Origin of the sequence: Faecalibacterium sp. IP-1-18 (assembly GCF_023347355.1) — a bacterium.
In the GTDB taxonomy this organism is placed as follows: domain Bacteria; phylum Bacillota; class Clostridia; order Oscillospirales; family Ruminococcaceae; genus Faecalibacterium; species Faecalibacterium prausnitzii.
In genome coordinates this window covers 607,269-627,783 of record NZ_CP094472.1, presented here as the reverse complement: position 1 = coordinate 627,783, position 20,515 = coordinate 607,269, and the positions used below count along the sequence as shown (strand labels likewise).

General features: G+C 58.7%; 13 protein-coding genes and 1 riboswitch. Of the genes, 6 read left to right on the top strand and 7 right to left on the bottom strand.

The genetic code is table 11. From position 1 onward, the window contains the following. Positions 1-17 precede the first annotated feature (17 nt). Both MTP43_RS02965 and MTP43_RS02960 read right to left on the bottom strand, forming a co-directional pair. Entirely contained in the window at positions 18-1,463 is a 1,446-nt protein-coding gene (locus MTP43_RS02965) for a terminase large subunit domain-containing protein (protein ID WP_117527146.1), read from the bottom strand. Then, positions 1,460-1,747, bottom strand: a complete 288-nt coding sequence (locus MTP43_RS02960; protein ID WP_112090406.1) for a chemotaxis protein — start codon at positions 1,745-1,747, stop codon at positions 1,460-1,462. The genes MTP43_RS02965 and MTP43_RS02960 overlap by 4 nt, the downstream gene beginning before the upstream one ends. A gap of 735 nt (positions 1,748-2,482) precedes the next feature. On the opposite strand from MTP43_RS02960, the gene MTP43_RS02955 reads away from it, so the two are divergent. The 6 genes from MTP43_RS02955 (at position 2,483) to MTP43_RS02930 (ending at position 11,148) form a co-directional block, all read left to right on the top strand. Further along, entirely contained in the window at positions 2,483-3,535 is a 1,053-nt protein-coding gene (locus MTP43_RS02955) for a substrate-binding domain-containing protein (protein WP_117527144.1), read from the top strand. A 155-nt stretch (positions 3,536-3,690) separates the two neighbouring features. Continuing rightward, the gene (locus MTP43_RS02950) at positions 3,691-5,232 is read left to right on the top strand and encodes a sugar ABC transporter ATP-binding protein (protein WP_117527142.1); all 1,542 of its coding nucleotides are present in this window, start codon (positions 3,691-3,693) and stop codon (positions 5,230-5,232) included. Between the two features lie 18 nt (positions 5,233-5,250). Next, positions 5,251-6,249: an ABC transporter permease subunit gene (locus MTP43_RS02945; protein WP_097782693.1), complete on the top strand. Its 999-nt coding sequence runs from the start codon at positions 5,251-5,253 to the stop codon at positions 6,247-6,249. A gap of 113 nt (positions 6,250-6,362) precedes the next feature. Then, the gene (locus MTP43_RS02940; protein ID WP_015536637.1) at positions 6,363-6,674 is read left to right on the top strand and encodes a hypothetical protein; all 312 of its coding nucleotides are present in this window, start codon (positions 6,363-6,365) and stop codon (positions 6,672-6,674) included. Positions 6,675-6,722: 48 nt separating this feature from the next. Then, the gene (locus MTP43_RS02935; RefSeq protein WP_117527140.1) at positions 6,723-9,476 is read left to right on the top strand and encodes an insulinase family protein; all 2,754 of its coding nucleotides are present in this window, start codon (positions 6,723-6,725) and stop codon (positions 9,474-9,476) included. Positions 9,477-9,777: 301 nt separating this feature from the next. After that, positions 9,778-11,148, top strand: coding sequence for an NCS2 family permease (locus MTP43_RS02930; RefSeq protein WP_113621470.1), 1,371 nt, complete (start codon positions 9,778-9,780; stop codon positions 11,146-11,148). Between the two features lie 88 nt (positions 11,149-11,236). Here MTP43_RS02930 and MTP43_RS02925 read toward each other — a convergent pair whose 3' ends face one another. The 5 genes from MTP43_RS02925 to metK all read right to left on the bottom strand — a co-directional run bounded on the left by MTP43_RS02925 (position 11,237) and on the right by metK (position 20,295). After that, a complete protein-coding gene (locus MTP43_RS02925) occupies positions 11,237-14,503 on the bottom strand; it encodes an ABC transporter permease (protein WP_242993116.1) in 3,267 nt (1,088 codons plus the stop codon). Positions 14,504-14,508: 5 nt separating this feature from the next. Beyond that, on the bottom strand, positions 14,509-15,213 hold the full coding sequence (locus MTP43_RS02920; RefSeq protein ID WP_005927166.1) for an ABC transporter ATP-binding protein: 705 nt from the start codon (positions 15,211-15,213) through the stop codon (positions 14,509-14,511). A 207-nt stretch (positions 15,214-15,420) separates the two neighbouring features. Next, positions 15,421-17,328 (bottom strand): alpha/beta hydrolase family esterase, encoded by a 1,908-nt coding sequence (locus MTP43_RS02915; RefSeq protein ID WP_117527136.1) that lies wholly within the window; start codon positions 17,326-17,328, stop codon positions 15,421-15,423. Positions 17,329-17,655: 327 nt separating this feature from the next. Beyond that, complete coding sequence (locus MTP43_RS02910) at positions 17,656-18,798, bottom strand: ribose-phosphate pyrophosphokinase (RefSeq protein ID WP_005927161.1); 1,143 nt, start codon at positions 18,796-18,798, stop codon at positions 17,656-17,658. 342 nt (positions 18,799-19,140) lie between these two features. Further along, positions 19,141-20,295, bottom strand: coding sequence for a methionine adenosyltransferase (gene metK, locus MTP43_RS02905; RefSeq protein WP_112121274.1), 1,155 nt, complete (start codon positions 20,293-20,295; stop codon positions 19,141-19,143). 99 nt (positions 20,296-20,394) lie between these two features. After that, a riboswitch (SAM riboswitch) is annotated at positions 20,395-20,493 on the bottom strand. Positions 20,494-20,515 lie beyond the last annotated feature (22 nt).

The window sequence follows — 20,515 nt, the reverse complement described above, 5'->3', positions numbered from 1 at the left end:
CTTTCTGTCCTGTTTTTTCAGATGCGGTAGAACCGCGCCTGCCGGTGCAGTTCCAGCGGGTCGTCCGGCCTTGGCGGCGCGGCAGAAGTCTCAGGCGGGCTGATGGGATGCTCCATCAGCACATAGCGGCACTCATCGTAGATGTGATCCTCCTGCCGGGTGTCGATATCCTCCACATTGCTCTCGTCGTACACAAGGTTCGGCAGGGTGCGGATGAAGTGCTTGCAGCTGCTGAACACCTGCAGCATCGGCCGCCCGTCCGGCGCGAACCGCAGCCGGTAGTGGAACTGCATCTTGCCCGCCAGCCGGGTGTGGTCCCCGGGCTGCCAGCGCAAAAAATGCGGGCTGCGCTCCATCATGGCTGCAATGCTCTCGCCCCGGCTTTCGTCAAAGATGGCGGGGTCTGCCACCCCGTGGATCACCCTGCCCCGCAGCAGCGGGTCGTTCTGCTCGGCTTCCCGGATGCGCTTTGCCTGCTCCACCGGGTCGATGCGCAGACCCTCGTTGGGGCGTCCGGTGCAGCCGTACAGCTCCTTGATGCGGTACAGCCGCCCTTCCTCGTCCACTGCATACCACCCCACCGAAAAGGGCTTGGAAAAACCGAAGTCGTACCCGCGCCAGATGGGCCAGTGCTTGGGGATGGCAAAGGGCGCGATGACATGAGTCCAGCGCTGATCCTGATAATGCGCCGGGTCGTTGCGCCATTCGGTGAACACCTGCCCGGAAAAGCTGTCCCAGCTGCCGTAGAGCAGCGCCTGCTTTTCCGCTTCCGGCAGGCTGGCAAGGCTTGCCAGATACCCGGGGTCGTTGGCCAGCAGGGCAGGGTTATCAAACACGCTGGACGGGATGAACACCCGCGCCCGCTCCATCTGCTGGTCGGTGCCGTCCGGCAGGCGCACCGTGACCGTTTCCACAATGGGCGTGCCGGGCGGGGCGGGGGTGATGAACCGCGCCTTCACCCAGCCGTGGCCGATGCCGCCGGGGTTGGTGGTGGCACGCATATACACCCGGGTGCCCGGCCCGGTGGGACGGTTGCGGCTCATCATGTAGCTGTACTCGTCCCACTCAAAGTGGGTCAGCTCGTCAAAGCCGATAAAATCGTAGGCTTTGCCCTGATAGTTGGTGCGGTCCTTGGTGTACTGCATAGAGCCGAACCAGATCTTTGCCCCGCTGGGAAAGACCCATACATGGGAGGTGGCGTTGTACTGCGCCTCCGGGAAAGCCCGGCGGTAATACATTTGGCTCTTATCCACAAGGTCGGAAAGCTGCGGGTAGGTCTTGCGCAGGATCAACGCCCGGTAATGCGGGATGTGCACCTGCCGCAGCGCTTCGATCAGCAGTGCATCGCTCTTGCCGCCGCCCGCCGCGCCGCCGTACAGCGCTTCCGGTTCCGGTCTGCGCATAAATTCCAGCTGCCGGGGCTGCGGCTTCCACACGATGACTGCACGCTCAGTCCTGCTCATGCCTTTTCCTCCTGTTCCACCGGCGGCAGCAGCACCACGCCGCACTCTGTCCCTTCCAGTTCTGTGCCCTGATCGTTCAGGGTCTTTACCACGCCCGCCAGATCCTTGAGCACAGCGGTGGCTTCCTTCAGCCCCTTCATCATCCCGGGGTCGGGGGTGTTTTCCCGCCGGGCGGCCTTCTGACGCTCGTTCAGCTCCTTTACCTCCTGCGCCAACAGGGTGCTCAGGGTGTCGGCGGCGCGGTTCAGGCTCTTCAGCCCGGCGGCGGGCTTTGTCTGCCCCATGATGTTCTTCCTCCTTTCGTCCGGTATCCCGGGCTCTGTACACAGGATATCACCCGCCCGCCGCACCCGACAGTGTGCACTTTTGCGGGGTCATCGGGTATTTTCATGCAAGTATTATCCAAATAGTATATTTTATATTTTCAAGGCACAACGCAGCTGCGTCAGATTTATTTTCCCAGCTGGTGCGGCACGCAAAAAACGTCCGCTTGTATTTCGGGTGCTTCCCACAAAAACGTTCGCTGCGTCCCGCACGCCCTATCACTATAAAGGTACAGCGGCGCCGTACCCCAAGGTCGCAGCACCACCCCCACCCGGGGAGCAGAGCTTTTCTCGACCTGTGTTGTTTTTCTCGCTAGGCAAGGCTGTATAAAAGGCATTTTCTTTCCGCTGCGTAGTATCCCTGAAAATATCTTTCAAGAAATGTATCGCCCCTTTTCGCGGTTTTTTAGCAGTCATGCAACATTCAGTCATGTTCAAGCATATTTTTTTACATACCTGCATCATATTTGTATGTTGGTTGCATCGGCATGAAAAATTGTGATAATTCGCGAAAAGATTTTGTAACCTTTGGTCCGCTTTTGTAGAAACATAACAAAACATTTGCACCAATATTGTGAACTTATTCTCTTGCGGAACACCCCCGCACAAGGGTATAATACTGTCAGGGATTGCGGACGCGTGCGACAAATGCGTCTGTGAATATGCTGTGATGCACAAATGAAGGAGATTACTATTATGAAAATGATTTCTCGTCGCGACTTCCTGAAGGCTTCCGCTGTTGTGGGCGCTACCGCTGCTATGACCGCTTGCGGCGGTTCTTCCTCCACCAGCACCGCTGCTTCCAGCGTTGCTTCTTCCACCGCTGCTTCTGCCGCTGCTACCAACGGCTCTGCCAACATCGGCGTCTGCATCTATCAGTTTGCTGATAACTTCATGACCCTGTACCGCGCTGATCTGGAAGGCTACCTGAAGGACATGGGCTACTCCGTCACCATCATGGACGGCAAGAACGACCAGAACACCCAGACCGAGCAGATCAACACCTTCCTGCAGCAGGGCGTGGACGTGCTGGTCATCAACCCCGTCCAGACCACTTCCGCTCAGACCATCGTTGACACCGTTTCTCCCTCCGGCACTCCCATCGTGTTCATCAACCGTGAGCCCGAGGAGAGCGTTCTGGATTCCTACAAGGGCAAGTGCTGCTACGTCGGTGCTGACGCACGTCAGTCCGGTACTTATCAGGGCGAGCTGATCCTGGATACCGAGACTCAGGGCGATATCAACGGCGACGGCAAGGTCACCTACATCATGTGCAAGGGCGACCCCGAGAACATCGATGCTCAGTACCGCACCGAGTACTCCATCAAGGCTCTGACCGATGCCGGCAAGGAAGTTGAGTGCTTGTACGAGTACCTGGACAACTGGGATCAGACCACCGCTCAGCAGGACGTTGCAAACGCTCTGTCTCAGTACGGCGACAAGATCGAAGTCGTCTTCTGCAACAACGACGCAATGGCACTGGGCGCTCTGCAGTCCATCCAGCAGGCTGGCCGCACCGTTGGCAAGGACGTCTACCTGGTCGGTGTCGATGCTCTGGTAGAGGCTGTGCAGAACGTTGTCGATGGCAACATGACCGGTACCGTTCTGAACGACGACGTGGGTCAGGCTACCAAGGCTGCCGAGGCTACCAAGCTGTTCGTTGACGGCAAGGATGTTGAGAAGTACTACTGGGTCGACTACGTCAAGGTCACCAAGGACAACGCTTCTCAGTACCTGAAGGAAGACTAAAGTTTCCCGGAACCAATGCAAGGTGCGCAGCAGGCCTTAACGGCTTGAACGAAAGCTAAAAAGCGCGTGCGTGCGAGAAATCTTCTCCGCGCACGCGCCTTATTTTAGAAAAAACCTGCCCGCCTGTAAACAACCATAAAGGAGGCTTTTGCGGAATGTCAGAATACCGTCTGGTAATGAAAGGCGTGGTCAAGACCTTCCCCGGTGTCAAAGCCCTGGATCATGCACAGCTGGAACTCCGTCCCGGCAAAGTCATGGCTCTGATGGGCGAAAACGGCGCCGGTAAGTCCACTCTGATGAAATGTATGTTCGGCATTTACAAGATGGACGAGGGCGAGATCGAATACGAGGGGCAGAAGGTAACCATCCCCACCCCGCTGGATGCACTGGACCGCGGCATCGCCATGGTGCATCAGGAGCTGCAGCCCATTCCGGCCCGTACCGTGGCTGAGAATATCTGGCTGGGGCGCTACCCCACCAAGAAATACGGCATCATCACCGTTGTGGACCATGCCAAAATGTACAAAGATACCGATGAACTGCTGAAGAAGCTGAAGCTGGACATCGACCCCCATGCAAAGCTGGGCTCTTTGAGCATCGCCCAGATGCAGATGGTGGAAATTGCTAAAGCTGTTTCCGCCAACTGCAAGGTGCTGATCCTGGACGAGCCCACCTCCTCTCTGACCGCAAACGAGGTCGAGAGCCTGTTCCGCATCATGCGGGAGCTGAAGGAGCAGGGCGTTGCTCTGGTCTACATCAGCCACAAGATGGACGAGATCAAGGTCATCGCAGACGAAGTTACCATCATGCGCGATGGCCAGTACATCGGCAAGTGGGACGTTGCCAGCATGACCAAGGAAGAGATCATTGCAAAGATGGTCGGCCGTGAGCTTTCCAACCTGTTCCCCCCGCTGGAGAACGTGCCCTCGGACGAGGTCATGATGAAGGTGGAGGACTTCACCTCCATCCATCCCCGCTCCTTCCGCCATTGCAGCTTTGAGCTGAAAAAGGGCGAAATTCTGGGCGTTGCCGGTCTGGTGGGCGCGCAGCGCACCGAGCTGATGGAAGGCATCTTCGGCCTGCGTGCCCATACCTCCGGTAAGGTGTGGATCAAGGGCGAAGAGGTCAACATCAAGCAGCCCCGCGATGCCATCCGCAAGAGCGTTGCTCTGCTGACTGAGGATCGCCGTGCTACCGGCATTCTGGGCGTGCTGAGCGTTGCCGATAACATCTCCATCGCTTCCCTGGATGCCCTGCGCAAAGGCCCCATCATGCTGGACAACAAAAAGATCCTCGATCTGGTGGCTACCAACAAGGAAAAGATGGCCATCAAGGTACCCAGCCCCAAGACCCAGATCAAGAGCCTTTCCGGCGGCAACCAGCAGAAGGTGCTGATCGCCCGCTGGCTTGCCAACAACCCCGATGTGCTCATTCTGGACGAGCCTACCCGCGGCATCGACGTCGGTGCAAAGTATGAAATTTACTGCATCATCGCTGATCTGGCCAAGCAGGGCAAGAGCATTATCATGATCTCCTCTGAAATGAGCGAGATCATTGGTATGTCCAACCGTGTCATGGTCATGTGCGATGGCCGCATCACCGGCTTTATCAACGGTAAGGATGCCACCCAGGAGAACATCATGGCGCTGGCTACCCAGTTCGAGACCGCACCTGACGCAGCTGCGGCAAATCAGTAATTAAGGAGGCTGTCTATCGTGGAAGCTACCAAAAAATTGAATGGCAAGGCTGTGGGCAAGTGGCTCAGCAACAACGCCATTATCATGATGATGCTGGCCGTCACCCTGATCGTTGGCATCATTCACCCCAACTTCTTCTCCGGCACCAACATGATCAACCTGTTCAAGAACGTGTCCATCCGCTACATCATTGCGCTGGGCATTTCCGGCTGCCTGATCACCACCGGTAACGACCTGTCCGCTGGCCGTCTGGCTGGTTTTGCCGCCTGCCTTGCCTGCATTTTTGCGCAGACCGAAGGCGCTTCCGGCAAGTTCTATCCCAATATGCCCACCCTGTCCACCCCCGTGGTGTTCATTCTGGTCATTGCCATCTGCGCCATCGTGGGTCTGTGCAACGGTCTGGTGGTCAGCTACCTGAAGGTGCAGCCCTTCATTGCTACCTTGGGTATGCAGCAGGTGGTCTACGGTATCTGCCTTGTGTACACCGGCGGTACCCCCATCGGCTCTCTGAACTCCAACTTCACCGCACTGGCAAAGGATACCTTCCTTGCCATTCCCGTGCTGATCTGGTTCGCCCTGATCGTGGCCTTCTGCTTCTGGTTCCTGTATAATAAGACCCGTCACGGCAAGTATATGTACGCCATCGGCGGCAACGAGGCTGCTGCCGAGGTGGCCGGTGTCAACGTCTACGCCACCAAGATCCGCATTTACATCCTGGCCTCCTGCATGTTCGGTCTGGCCGGCTGCCTGCTGGCTGCAAAGTCCGGCGGCGCATCCGTCAATACCGCACAGGGCTATGAGCTGGACGCCATCGCAGCCTGCACCATCGGCGGTGTTTCCACCACCGGCGGCGTCGGCACCGTGCCCGGCGTTCTGGTCGGCGTTCTGGTCTTTGAGCTGATGAAGGTCGCTCTGCAGTTCATGAACGTCAACTCCTCCTACACCTACATCGTTCAGGGCCTTGTCATTATCGTGGCTGTCGCCATTGATATCCGCAAGTATCTGGCTAAGAAGTAATCTCCTCATCATCCCCCTTTGCACCCGCAGTCTTTGTACTGCGGGTGCTTTTTTTGTCCACATTTTTGTGGTATCATAAGGAAAACATCTTATGCTTACAGGAGGGACTTTCCATGGCACAGCCCACCCCGGATACCCAGACCGAGCTTGAACGCCGCGAGGCCGCACTGGCCGCCCGCGAGGCAGAACTTGCCCGCCAGCAGGCTGAATTGCAGGCGCAGAAGGCCGATTTTGAGCAGGGCAAAAAGCGCCTGCTGGACAACGGCCGCAAGGACTTTGTAAACCCCAAGGAAAAGCTTTACGATAAATTTCCGCTCACGGTGCACCAGATGGACATCATCATCGGCGTGCTGTTCGCCCTGATTGCCCTTTTCCTTGTGCTGGGCGTGACCCACACCAGCTTTTTCGGCCTGTTCGGCGGCTGAGCCGCAGGCGCATCCTCTGTGAAAAACATCCCGTAAAGGAGAATAAAAATGGCACACTATCCCGGTTATACCGTCCTGCGCACCGAGGACTGCCCCGAGCAGCACGGTACTTTGACCCTGCTCACCCATGACGTCAGCGGCGCAGCCGTGCTGCTGGTGGAGAACGAGGACGTCAACAAGGCCTTTGGCATCGGCTTCGGCACCTTCCCCTCCGATGACACCGGCGTGTTCCACATTCTGGAGCACTCCGTGCTGGCGGGCAGCGAAAAATACCCCGTCAGCTCCCCCTTCGTGCAGCTGCTCAAAAGCAGCATGGCTTCCTTCCTCAATGCGATGACCTTCCCGGACAAGACGGTCTACCCCTTTGCCACCCCCAACGAGACCGATTTCTGCAACCTGATGGACGTTTACCTGAACGCGGTGTTCTGCCCACTGGCTATGGTGGACTCTGCGGTGTTCGAGCAGGAGGGCTGGCACCGGGATGCAGACGGCACGGTCAGCGGTGTGGTCTACAATGAAATGCAGGGTGCGCTGGCCTCCCCGGATGCTCAGCTGCAAAACGCCCTGCAACGGGCGATGTTCCCGGATACCGCTTACGGCTTTGTGTCCGGCGGTGACCCGGCGTCCATTCCCGCCCTGACCTACGAGAAATACCAGCGGGTGTACCGCCGCCATTACAGCGCCGACAACTGCTGCATCACCCTGTACGGCAAGATGGACATGGCCGATAAGCTGGCACGGCTGGATAAGGACTACCTGTCCAAGATGCCCAAGGCCGCTGCCCGTCCCCGCCTGACCATGCAGGACGAGCAGCCCGGCGCATTCGTGGAGCTGCCCTACTACACCGACCAACCCAAGCCGGACGAGGTGCAGTGCGCACTGGCATGGTACACCGGCGCATTTGCCGACCGTGAGCGGCAGCTGGGTGTGGAGATTTTGCTGGGTGCACTGCTGAGCACCAACAGCTCCCCCCTCAAGGCCGCGCTGCTGGCCGAGCAGCTGGGCGCAGATATCGACATCGGCTTTGACGACAGCACCCTGCAGCCCACCTTGGAGCTGCTGCTGCGCGGCGCTACGGTGGATTCTGCCCGCAAGTTTGCCCCCGCTGTGCGCAAGGCCGTGGACGAGCTGCTAAAGACCGGCATTCCTCACGACCTGCTGCTGGCCGCTTTGAACGAGGCCGAGTTTGCCTCGCTGGAGCGCCCGGGCAGCCTGCCGGACGGCGTACTGGACGCCATCAACGCCGCCACCGGCTGGCTGCACACCGGCGATGCCGCCCTGCTGCTGCACACGGACAAGCTCTTTGCCGCCCTGCGCAGCAAGCTGGAAGAGGGATGGTTCGACACCCTGCTGCGGGAGCTGTTTGCCCCCGCCCCGGTGCAGGTGGTGCAAATCCCCAGCGCACCTAAGGCCGCAGACGCCGCCGCCCCGGTGCGCACCGATGGCAAGCTGGTGCTGGAGCATCCCCTCACCGCCGCCGACCTTGGCGCGGGCGATGCCACCCCGCAGGGCAGCGCCGAGCAGTTGGCCGGTGCCACCCTGCTGCGCCACCCCTCTGCCGGCAGCCTGTACCTGAATTTCTACTATGACCTTGGCACTGTCACCCCGGAAGAGCTGCAATACCTGAACCTGCTCACCGATGTGCTGGACGAGCTGGACACCCCCGCCCACACCGCCCAGCAGCTGAACACCCTGCGCAGCACATGGCTGGGCGACAGCCGCGCCCAGCTGGACCTCTGGACCGGGCGGCAGGAGGGCAGCCCCTGCCACGCGAAACTGACCCTCTGCCTGAGCCTGCTGGAGCGCAGCCTGGAAAAGGCGGTGGAGATCGGCGGCGAGTGGCTGTACGATACCGTCCTTACCGGCGCTGCCGCCGAAGCAGCCTATGCCCGGGTGGTCAGCCAGCTGAAATTGCGCATGGAGCAGCTGTTTATCCAGCAGGGCAATGAGTTTGCCTCCACCCGCGCCCGCGCCCATTATTATGTAGAAGGCGCTGCGGACGAAGCCTGCACCGGCGTGAGCTACTACCACTTCCTGTGCAATCTGCTGGAAAAGGCCGACTGGTCCGCACTGGGCGCAAAACTGGATGCTGTGCGCTGCCGGGTGCTGCAAAACGCCGCCCTGACCGTCAGCCTGCACGGCACCGAAGCTGCACTGGAAAAGCTGCGCACCCTGCTGCCGGAAAGCCGCTTTGCCGCCGCCCGGCGCACCCCGGCGCAGCCCTACACCCAGCCCCTGACACCCCCGGTGAACGAAGCCTTTATCATTGACGGCGGCGTGAACTACGATGTGCTGGCTTGGCCCATGCCCCGGGACAGCCGCCGCCGGGTGCTGGCACGGGTGATGAGCTACGAATACCTGTGGCACACCATCCGGGAGGTGGGCGGTGCCTACGGCACAGGAATGCTCTGCGCCGACGGCATCGAGTTTTTGTACACCTACCGGGACCCCCACCTGCGGGAAAGCTACGAGATCTTTGCAAATGCCCCTGCCGCCCTTGCCGCCCGGGACTACACCGCCCGGGATCTGGACGAATTCATCGTGGGCACCGCCGCCAAGCTGGACACGCCCCGCAAGGCGCGTGCCGCCGCCCGGGAGCTGGATCACCGGTACTTCTGCGGCATCACGGACGAGATGCTCGCCGCCGACCGCAAGGCGCTGTGCAGCGTGGACGCTGCCCTGCTCAAAGCACAGGCCGCCGCCCTGTCTGATGTGTTGTCCGGCGGCGTACGGGTGGCCTTTGGTAGCAAGGACGCCGTGGAAGCCGCAAAGGATCTGTTCGACCGGGTAGAGACGCTGTAAGCGCCGGTAATTTGTAAAAAATATTTTATTTGTAGTTCCGAAACACCCGCAGGGTGTTTCGGAACTACTTTTTTCCCTCACACATTTTTTCTGCACATATCGCCTGCATTCCGTCCAAATTACTAAAATATGCTAGATTTTTTGCGAGATAAGTCATACTTATTTAAGAAAATTTGAACAAATTGCGAAATTTGTGTGTTTCTGGTGTGGACAAAAACGTTTTCAACTGATAGAATGGGAGCTGTTCTTTCTCCGCCGTCCGCAACCGGCGGAGTGTTTTATTGGAAGCAGGAGGTTTCTCATGTTAGAAAAGTTCTTTCACCTGAAAGAAAACCACACCGATGTAAAGACCGAGATCATGGCCGGTATCACCACCTTCATGACCATGGCTTACATCCTTGCCGTCAACCCCAACATCCTGTCCGCAGCGGGCATGGATTCCAAGGCTGTGCTGATTGCCACCGCGCTGGCATCCTTTATTGCCACCGCACTGATGGCTGTGCTGGCCAACTACCCCTTTGCCCTGGCTCCCGGCATGGGCCTGAACGCCTACTTTGCCTACACGGTCGTGCTGACCATGGGTTACAGCTGGCAGCTGGCTCTGATGGCCGTCTTTGTTGAGGGCGTCATCTTCATTGCACTGTCCCTGACCAATGTGCGCGAGGGCATCTTCAACGCCATTCCCATGACCCTGAAGAGCGCCGTCAGCGTGGGCATCGGCCTGTTCGTGGCCTTCGTCGGCCTGCAGAATGCCAAGCTGATCGTCAACAGCGATTCCACGCTGGTCACCTACCAGCACTTCAAGGGCGCAACCTTCCACAGCGTGGGCGTGGGCGCCATCCTTGCTCTGCTGGGTGTGGTCATCACCGCCATCCTGCTGGTCAAAAGGGTCAAGGGCGGCATCCTGTACGGCATCCTGATCACCTGGCTGCTGGGCATCGTGTGCGAGCTGACCGGTATCTACGTTCCCGATGTGGAAGCCGGCATGTACTCCGTGATCCCCACCGCCTTTGTCAGCTTTGACTTCTCCGCATTGGGCGAGACCTTTGGTCAGGTGTTCAAGACCGATTTCTCCGGTGTCGGCCTGCTGAACTTCTTCGCCGTGATGTTCTCCTTCCTCTTCGTGGACCTGTTCGACACGCTGGGCACCCTGATCGGCGTGGCCTCCAAGGCTGATATGCTGGACGAGGACGGCCGTCTGCCCAACATCAAGGGCGCACTGATGGCAGACTCCATCGGCACCTGCGTGGGCGCTGTGCTGGGTACTTCCACCACCACCACCTTCGTGGAGAGTGCCTCCGGCGTTACCGAAGGCGGCCGCACCGGTCTGACCGCTATGACCACCGGCGTGCTGTTCCTGCTGGCTACCATCTTCAGCCCGCTGTTCCTCACCATTCCCAGCTTTGCTACCGCTCCGGCTCTGATCATCGTGGGCTTCTACATGATGGGTTCTGCCATCAAGATCGACTTCAATGATCCCAGCGAGGGCATCCCCGCCTTCCTGACCATTCTGGCTATGCCCACCGCTTACAGCATCTCCGAGGGTATTGCCATCGGCATCATCTCCTGGACCATCATCAATGTGATCACCGGCAAGGCCAAGGAGAAGAAGATCAGCCCGCTGATGTATGTGCTCACCGTGCTGTTCATCCTCAAGTATGTGTGCCTCTAATTCCCTGCGCATCTGAAAAGCCAAGCACCCCCTGCGGTCTGCCCGTACAGGCCGCAGGGGGTGCTTTTTATGGTTTTGCTTTGTAATTTTACTCCGGAGCCTTCATGCTTTCCACCATGCTGATGCGCCGGACGTGCCGCCGCATGACAAAGCAGACCACCACGGTAAACACCATGGTCAGCGCCACCGCCAGCAGGTAGCTGCGGGGCGCAATGGTGCGGATGAACATGAGCTGATCCATCTCCACGGTCAACACAATGAACTTGTGCAGCGGCACCCCCAGTGCCAGACCCACGCCGGAGCCGATAAGCGCCAGCAGCTCGATCTCGCGGAAGATGTAGCGGTACACCTCCTGATCGTAGAAGCCCAGCACCTTGATGGTCGCCAGCTCCTTTTTGCGCTCCCCAAGGTTGACGCTGATGAGGTTATACAGCACCACTGCCGCCAGCGCCGCCGCGCAGATGATGATCAGCACCACCACATAGCCCAGACTGACGATGAGGTTATCGAACAGCTCGGTGGTGTCCTCGGTAAAGCTGATGCTGCTGACGTAGTTGCAGTCCAGCAGGTCGGTGCGCAGGGCGTTGTACCCGGCAGCATCGGTGCAGGTGGTCTGGCCATAGACCGTGTTCCACGGGATATCCTCCGTGCCCAGCAGGCTTTCCAGCTGTGCGCGGGGGAGGTACAGCCGGGTGAACATATAGTTTTCCGTGATGCCGGTCAGGGTCAGCTCCACCCGGGCACCCTCGGTGTTCTCCACCCAGAAGGTATCGCCGGTGTGCAGGCCCAAGTTCTCGGCGGTCTTTTCGGTCAGGATGGCGCTGCCGCTGTCAAAGCTGATGGCCTTGTGCCCCTTGCGGGTGCGGAAGGTAACATAGCGGGTCAGGTCGCTGTCCTTTGCCGCAGCCACGATGCTCACGCTTGCACTCTCGCCTTCGGCATTGTAGATGGTGGTGGATTTGGTATACACCGCGCCCCAGTTCTGCACAGCGCTGTTGCTGTCCAGCTCCTCTGCCAGCCCCTGCTCCATGGTCAGGGCTTTGGGGTCGCTGAGGGTGATGGACATATCGTTGTGGGTCAGCTCCGTAGACTGCTTTGTGACGATGGGCAGCAGGGAATCCTGTATGCCGAAGCCGATAAGCAGCAGCGCGGTACAGCCCGCCACGCCCAGCACGGTCATGAAGAACCGCTTTTTATACCGGAACAGGTTGCGGGCGGTGGTCTTTTGGGAGAAGGACATCCGGGACCACAGCGGGGTGATGCGCTCCATCAGGATGCGCTTGCCCGCCACGGGAGCCCGGGGCAGCAGCAAAGCTGCGGTCTTTTCGGCCAGACTGGAACGGCAGGCGTACCATGTGGCAAAGCCGATGACGGCGGCGCTGATGCCCACACTGGCAGCTGCCATGCTCGGGTAGAAGTGCAGGGTGAAGGTGGACAGGCTGAACACCAGCTGATAGGCGTTCCAGATAATGATAGGGAACACCACAAAGCCCACCACCATGCCGACGATGCTGCCCAGAATGGTGGCCAGCATCGCGTAGAACAGGTACTTGCCCGCGATGCTGAAATTGGAGTAGCCCAGCGCCTTTAAGGTGCCCATCTGCAGGCGGTTCTCGTCCACCATGCGGGTCATGGTGGTGGTAGCCACCAGCGCCGCCACAAGGAAGAAGAACACCGGGAACACCCGGGCAATGGCGTCCATGCGGTCGGCGTACTGGGCAAAGGTGACGCAGCTCATGGTGGAGGTGCGGTCCAGCACATACCACTCGCCCTTTTTGATCTGGCTCACCTGCTCCTCGGCATCGTTCAGCTGGGCAAGGCCGTCCGCCAGCTTCTGCTCTGCCTCGGCTTTCCGGCTCTCGTACTCGGTGCGGGATTCTTCCAGCTGGGCCTGTCCGTCGTGATATTCTGCCCAGCCCTCTTCCAGCTGCTTTTGTGCGGCATCGAACTGGGTGTAGGCGCTGGCTGTGCCGGTGGTCAGCTGCAACTGCCCCTGCAAAAGCTGCAATTTCATCTTGCGCAGCGCAGCCTTGGCCTCGGTCACCAGCTGGTCGTTGGAGAGGTTCGGCGAGGAGATCAGCCCCTGCTTGTACATCTGCCGCTTGCCCGCGTCCAGCTGCTGCTGATAGCCCTGCAGCTGGTTATAGATATTGTCGTAAGCGGCCTGCGCCTTGGCCAGCGCATCTCGCAGTTCAATGTAATCCTCGTCCTCCGGCTCGGCTTCGTCCAGCGCCTTTTCGGCGTTGCGCAGGGCGGTTTCCGCGTAGCTCAGCAGGGGGTCTGCCACCTTTTTCAGGTTGACCAGCAGCTCGATTTGCTGTAACTGTTCCTCAAATTCCAGCACCTGCTCCTCGCTGCTCACCAGCTTGTCGGCACCACTCTGCATGGTGTCCGGCAGGGCAGTCTTCTGGGCGGCAAGCTCCTTTTCCCCGGCTTCCAGCTGCGCCTTGGCGGCATCCAGCTGTGCCTGTGCGTCCGCAAGCTTTGCCTCCGCCTCGGCAAACTGACGTTCGGCTTCGGCCTTCTGGCTGTCGTACTCCGTGCGCGCTTCGGTCAGCTTGTCGTTGGCGGTGTCCATCAGCTCTTCCCGCCGGGCGGTGCACTGCACGCTCTGGATGGCCTTGAGCTTTTCCGCTACGGCATCCACTGCCGCCTGATATTCATCGGAATAATTATCATACAATCCGGCGTTTTCTGTCTTGATATAGCACACCGTATAATAATCTGCGGTCAAAGTGCCCTCCGGCACAAACAAGATGCAGTCCAGCTGGCCATCGCCCACGGTGCTGCTCTCGGAATCGGAGGAAAAATGCAGCGGGTCCTGCACCGTGCCCACCACCGTGAACACCTGCCCGCTGACCCCTTCGGTCTCTTCCGGCAGGGTCAACTGGGTGCCCAGCTCCACCGGGCTGCCGTGGCCCATCACATGCACCACGCACTCCCCGGCAGCTTCCGGCATCCGGCCGGACAGCAGCACCGGACGGTTCATGTTCTCCGGCGTATCGGCCTGCGGGTCGGCAGGCAGCTGATACAGCCGCGCCACCGTGGTCTGGTCGTCCCCTGTCCAGTGGCCTTCCACGTCCTGATACTTCACCGCCTGCACGGCGTCCACCCCGTCCACAGCGGCAATGGCGTCGATATCGCTCTGACTAAGGCCAAGGGTGGACAGCACCCGCAGGTCGAACACATTCTGCTGCACATAATACTTCTGGGCAGCGGTGCGCATATCGGGGGCAATGCACATCAGGCCGGTGAGCATCATCACCCCCAGCGCCACGATGCCAAACAGGGACACCACCCGGCTGATGCTGCTTTTCATCTCGCGCAGGATATTTTTGCGGTAACTTTTCTGCACAGTACTCACCACTCGATCTGTTCCACCGGCACCGGGTGCTCGTTGACCTGATTGGACACGATGCGGCCGCTGCGCACCTGAATGATGCGGTCGGCCATACCGGTCAGTGCCGTGTTGTGGGTAATAACAATGACGGTGCGTCCGGTCTTGCGGCAGGTATCCTGCAAAAGGCCCAGCACCTGTTTGCCGGTGCGGTAATCCAGCGCACCGGTGGGCTCGTCGCAGAGCAGCAGCTTGGGGTTTTTGGCCAGTGCGCGGGCAATGGACACCCGCTGCTGCTCGCCGCCGGAAAGCTGCGCCGGGAAGTTGTTCAGCCGCTCGCCCAGCCCCACGCTGCGCAAGGTCTCGGCGGGGTCCAGCGGGTCGCGGCAGATCTCGCTGGCAAGCTCCACGTTTTCCAGCGCGGTCAGGTTCTGCACCAAGTTGTAGAACTGGAACACAAAGCCCACGTCATACCGGCGGTAGGTGGTCAGCTCCCGGGCGGAAAAGCGGCTCACGTTGCGGCCGTCCAGCCAGACGTTGCCCTCGTCGCAGTTGTCCATGCCGCCCAGAATATTCAGCAGGGTGGTCTTGCCCGCACCGGAGGGCCCCACGATGATGCAGAACTCGCCCTTGTCCACATAGAAATTCAGGTGGTCGGCGGCAGCGATCTTCACACTGCCGGTCTGGTAATATTTACAGACATCTTCAAACTCCACAAAATGCTCCATGGCGTTTTTCCTTTCTGTCAGAATGCAAAGTATTTCAACTTAAATATAGCATAAACCCACCGGGATTTGCAAAGCCCCCGGCACGAATTTTCAAAAACTTAACACAAGCCGCCGCAAAACATAAAAAGGGACACCGGAGCGTCCGCAGACGTTCCGGTGTCCCGAGATATAAAGCTTCTGTACCGCCGCGCGGCGGGCATTATCAGCTTATTTTGCAGCGTACCAGTCTGCGCTGGGCTGATGCTTACCGGCGGTCACGGCATTGCCCTGATAGTACAGGGTGCCGTCCGCACCGCGGCTGTAACGGGAGAAGAACTCATTCCAGATGGCAACGCTCTCCTCCTGCAGGTAAACGTGAGGGGTATCCTTGACCACGGTGTACTGCACCAGCGGAGCGTTGCCCCCCATAAAGCTCTTGGTCACAAAAGCGCCATCGTAGGAGGTGCTTTCTGCAACAGCTGCCTCGTTGGTGGCGTTGTGGGCGTTCCAGCCCTGCAGCGCCTTCACCGTCCCGTTATCCTCCACCAGCTCTGCCACACCTGCCGAGTCGTACTCGCCCAGGAAAGCCCATGTCGGCAGCAGAACAGCGGGGTCAAGCTCCGGCAGTGGGGCAAACATATAGCCGACGGGTGCAATGGCGGCAAAGCGGCTTGCGTAGCGGCAGGCGGTAGCCCAAGTCATCAGGCTGCCGTTGGAGTGACCGGTAGCATACACGCGGGTGGTGTCGATGCTGTAATCCCGCTCCATGCGGTCCAGCAGACTGTTGATGAACTCCAAATCCACGCTGGGGTCGGTATCCTTACCAGCCAGTGCGGCAAAGGGACCTGCCAGCCACATGGCGGTGGGAATGTTGCCCATCAGGTCTGCGGGACGTACCAGGCCCTGCGCAAACACCACGATAAAGCCGTTCTGCTCCGCCACATCGTACCAGCGGGACTCTTCGGCAATGGCGTACATGGAGGCGGTGTAGCCGTGCATCACCAGCACCAGCGGCACCTTTTTGCTGCCGGTATAGGTGGACGGCACATAGACCATCCAGCGGCGCAGCTCGCCGTTGACCCACTCCTCATGGATATCAAAGCCCCGACGGGTAAAGTCCTCTGCCTTTGCTACGCGACCCGGCAGCTGCAGTGCCATAAAGCGCTTGAACTGACCGGAGAACTTTTCCCAGATGGCTGCCGGACACTGTGCTTTTTCGGTGACCCACACCTCGGCGGCAGAGCCTGTACGGCTGCTGACATACACGCCGTTCCCCTTTGACACGGCCTGATTGGCGTTCAGGTAGAAATCCAGCGCTGCCTTATTGGCAGTATCCGCCTTGGAGCGGACGAACCAAACGGGAGTATCCACTGTCTTTGCCGCAATGGCTTCCTCCTGCACGCCACGGGTGGAGTCGCCGGGGAAGGGCAGCACATACTCGCCGCCCACTGCCTCCAGAGAAGCTGCCGGGACCTCAACGGCATCCACGGCGCAGATGGAGCTGAAATCGCTTGCCCAGCGAGCGCCGAACAGCAGAGCGGCTGCGCCGCCCTCCTTGTAGCCCACCAGTGCAGTGTGGGACTTGTCCATGGAGAATGCGCCGGACAGCTTAACGCCCTTTTTGCGCATGAGCTGATACAATGCATCCAGCGCTGCTGCGTCATCACGACCGGCAGAGCTCAGGGAAAGGTTCCAGCTGCCGCCGTTTTCAGGACCGAAAAATACAACGGCGATCTTATTTTTGCACGCCACCGTGCGCCACATACGACCTGTGACCGAGCCGGAGAACGCCCTTGCGGTGGTGTTGTCCGGGGTCAGCACGATAACTGCCGGCGCCCAGGGATCCATGCCGTCGGGCAGGTAATAGGTAGCAGCACCAACATTCTGACCGCCCACCATTACCTGCGCATCATGAAACAGACCCACATTCACGTTCAGGTACGGGTTTTCCGGGTCATAAGCAAAGGTCTTGCCATCGCCCAGACCCATAGCTGCGGTCTTGCGATCTACGGTAGTGTGCAGATCTCCGTTGGTCTGGTCCAGCTCTGTCGCAGCCAGAGCCGAGGGTGCCATAGCGGCTACGGTAGCACCCAGCGCGGTAGCGGCGGAAAGCTTCATAAAATCGCGGCGTTTCATAGTGTTTTCTCCTTTTTGTAAGTGCCTGCGCACTTTGTTATGCCCGGCTTTGAAGGCCGGACTCTCTTGCTTTTTCTCCGATTTTTTCTCACGGCAGGTGCCTTCCTGCTTCAACATTGTACAAAGAATACCATTTATATCACAATTTGTAAATAGTATTTAGTGTTTTTTTGTTTCAATTAATATATTAGTATATCATTTTTTGTAAAAAGTGCTGATCAGCGAAAGTCCCCTATACCACTGCTGTTTCTAATGATACACTTCCTTTTCTCTATGAAAATTCAAAAAGCCCCCGCACACAGGGTGCAGGGGCTTTGGAACAGCTTCTTACTTGCGGTTTGCCAGCAGGCTCTCGATTTTCTTCAGGGGGTCGATGATGCTGGAAACGGACATATCGTGGTTCAGCGCCACCACAAAGTAGGCAGCGTACTTGGAAACATCCACGTCCACATACCAGTCGCGGGTCAGCAGCTCGGGCATACGGTAGGTCAGGTTGGTGCCCACAACGTAGGTCAGGGTGCCGTTTGCCACAGCCTTGTCGAACTTCTCCAGACCGCTGGTGAACAGGGGGAAGGTGGCGTTGGCAATGATGTTGGCAGCGCCGCGCTCCTTCAGGTTGCTGGCAACCTCCAGCATGCTCTCGCCGGAAGCAATGATATCGTCTGCGATAAAGACGGTCTTGCCCTCCACGCTCTCGCCCAGATACTCATGGGCAACGATGGGGTTGCGGCCGTTCACCACGCGGGTGTAATCGCGGCGCTTGTAGAACATACCCAGGTTGCAGCCCAGCACGCTGGAGAAGTACATGTTGCGGTTCATCGCGCCCTCGTCCGGGCTGACCACGGTGAACTTTTCCTTATCGAAGGACAGGGTGGGGTCCTTCTTCAGCAGGCTCTTGAGCACCTGATAGGTGGGCATGGCGTTATCAAAGCTCATCAGGGGCACTGCGTTCTGCACGCGGGGGTCGTGTGCGTCAAAGGTGATGATGTTGCGCACGCCCATGGTCTGCAGCTCCTGCAGGGCCACAGCGCAGTCCAAACTCTCGCGCACCACGCGGCGGTGCTGACGGCCGCCGTACAGGCTGGGCATGATGACGGAAACGCGGTGTGCCTTACCGGCCACGGCCTGGATCAGACGCTTCAGGTTTGCAAAGTGGTCGTCCGGGGACATGTGGTTCTCGTAGTTGAACAGCTTGTAGGTGACGCTGTAATTGCCCGGGTCCACCACGATAAAGATATCATCGCCGCGGACAGACTCCTTGACCAGACCCTTGGCGTCGCCGCTCTGGAAGCGGGGGCAGTCGCAGGAAATAATGAAGGTGTCTTTTTCAATTCCGGCAGCCTTTGCCCAACGGACAAGGTGCTTGTCGATCAGGCCGGTCAGCTCCTCGGCACCGGGGCAGGCGATCAGCCGCATATCCGCCACACTGGGCTGCTCAAAGAAGGACTTAGGGGAAATTTCAATAGACATAGTCACATAACTCCTTATTGCTGTTTACCATCCGTACCATGCACACAAGTGCGCATATCTAGTTTTATTTTATCACATTTTGTCGATTGTTCCATATCAATTTGTTTCATGTATCGATTTTCTGCGCCTTGCACAGCTGTTTTTCTTTTTCCTTCAAGAGAATGTGAGTTTCTTACAAAAACGCGACCAAATCTTTACCGTTTCGCAAAGTTTATCTGATTTTTGATGAAAAGTAATACTTTTTACCGTACCATTTTCTTTTCCCTGTGACGCAAAAGAGCCGCTGCACGGTCGGGTGCAGCGGTCTCTCTTCACTTACCTTCTATCAGGGTAAAACGCTTTTTACAGGGCAGCCACGGCAGCCTTCAGGGCATCCACGCGGTCGGTGTTCTCCCACTTCACGCCCAGATCCTCGCGGCCCATGTGGCCATAGGCGGCCAGCCGGCGGTAGATGGGCTTGCGCAGGTCGAGGTCACGGATGATGGCGGCGGGGGTCAGGTCAAACACCTTCTCCACAGCCTGCTCGATCTTCTCGTCTGCCACGGTGCCGGTGCCGAAGGTATCCACCATGATGGACACAGGCTTTGCCACGCCGATGGCGTAGGCCACCTGTACCTCGCACTGCTTTGCCAGACCCGCAGCCACGATGTTCTTGGCCACCCAGCGGGTAGCGTAGGCTGCGCTGCGGTCCACCTTGCTGGGGTCCTTGCCGGAGAAAGCACCGCCGCCGTGGCGTGCATAGCCGCCGTAGGTGTCCACGATGATCTTACGGCCGGTCAGGCCGGTATCGCCCTGCGGGCCGCCCACAACAAAGCGGCCGGTGGGGTTGATGTAGTACTTGGTGTTCTCGTCCAGCAGCTCAGCGGGGATGGTGGCCTTGATGACCTTTTCCATCACGTCTGCCCGCAGCTGCTCCATGCTCACGCTCTCGCTGTGCTGGCTGGAGATGACCACGGCGTCCACGCGCACGGGCTTGTTGTTCTCGTCGTACTCCACGGTCACCTGACTCTTGCCGTCCGGGCGCAGGTAATCCATCTCGCCACTCTTGCGCACTTCAGTCAGGCGCTTTGCCAGCTTGTGGGCAAGGCTGATGGGCATGGGCATCAGCTCGGGGGTCTCGTCACAGGCATAACCGAACATCATGCCCTGATCGCCTGCACCGCCCACCTGATCGTTGGTGCCCAGTGCAATATCGGGGCTCTGGCCGTCAATGTTGGAGATGACGGCGCAGGTGTCGGCGTCAAAGCCGAACTTTGCGCGGGTGTAGCCGATATCTGCCACCACCTCGCGGACGACCTTCTGGAAGTCCACATAGCAGCTGGTGGTGATCTCGCCCATAATGTGCACAAGGCCGGTGGATGCGCAGGTCTCGCAGGCCACGCGGGCGTTGGGGTCGTGGGTCAAGATCTCGTCCAGAATTGCATCCGAGATCTGGTCGCAGATCTTGTCGGGATGTCCCTCGGTGACGGACTCCGAAGTAAACAGGTGTCTAGCCATTTTTTGCCTCCTAAATGTTGCAGTTGCGTGTATTTACCATTCCATCAAGTTTGTTCTGAAAAATAAAAGCGCCCAGAGCCGAAAGCTCTGAGCGTTGCACTCTTATCTTCCGGTTTCCCGCAGGATTTGGCACCTTACGCTCTCGCGCAGGTTGTCGGGCTTCACAGGGCCTGTCCCCTCAGCCGCTCTTGATAAGTCGGTATTCAATTGGTACGCCACA

Coding starts and splice junctions, on each gene's coding strand:
- MTP43_RS02965 (WP_117527146.1), bottom strand. CDS start 1,463: ATGAGCAGGACTGAGCGTGCAGTCATCGTGTGGAAGCCGCAGCCCCGG.
- MTP43_RS02960 (WP_112090406.1), bottom strand. CDS start 1,747: ATGGGGCAGACAAAGCCCGCCGCCGGGCTGAAGAGCCTGAACCGCGCC.
- MTP43_RS02955 (WP_117527144.1), top strand. CDS start 2,483: ATGAAAATGATTTCTCGTCGCGACTTCCTGAAGGCTTCCGCTGTTGTG.
- MTP43_RS02950 (WP_117527142.1), top strand. CDS start 3,691: ATGTCAGAATACCGTCTGGTAATGAAAGGCGTGGTCAAGACCTTCCCC.
- MTP43_RS02940 (WP_015536637.1), top strand. CDS start 6,363: ATGGCACAGCCCACCCCGGATACCCAGACCGAGCTTGAACGCCGCGAG.
- MTP43_RS02935 (WP_117527140.1), top strand. CDS start 6,723: ATGGCACACTATCCCGGTTATACCGTCCTGCGCACCGAGGACTGCCCC.
- MTP43_RS02930 (WP_113621470.1), top strand. CDS start 9,778: ATGTTAGAAAAGTTCTTTCACCTGAAAGAAAACCACACCGATGTAAAG.
- MTP43_RS02920 (WP_005927166.1), bottom strand. CDS start 15,213: ATGGAGCATTTTGTGGAGTTTGAAGATGTCTGTAAATATTACCAGACC.
- MTP43_RS02915 (WP_117527136.1), bottom strand. CDS start 17,328: ATGAAACGCCGCGATTTTATGAAGCTTTCCGCCGCTACCGCGCTGGGT.
- MTP43_RS02910 (WP_005927161.1), bottom strand. CDS start 18,798: ATGTCTATTGAAATTTCCCCTAAGTCCTTCTTTGAGCAGCCCAGTGTG.
- metK (WP_112121274.1), bottom strand. CDS start 20,295: ATGGCTAGACACCTGTTTACTTCGGAGTCCGTCACCGAGGGACATCCC.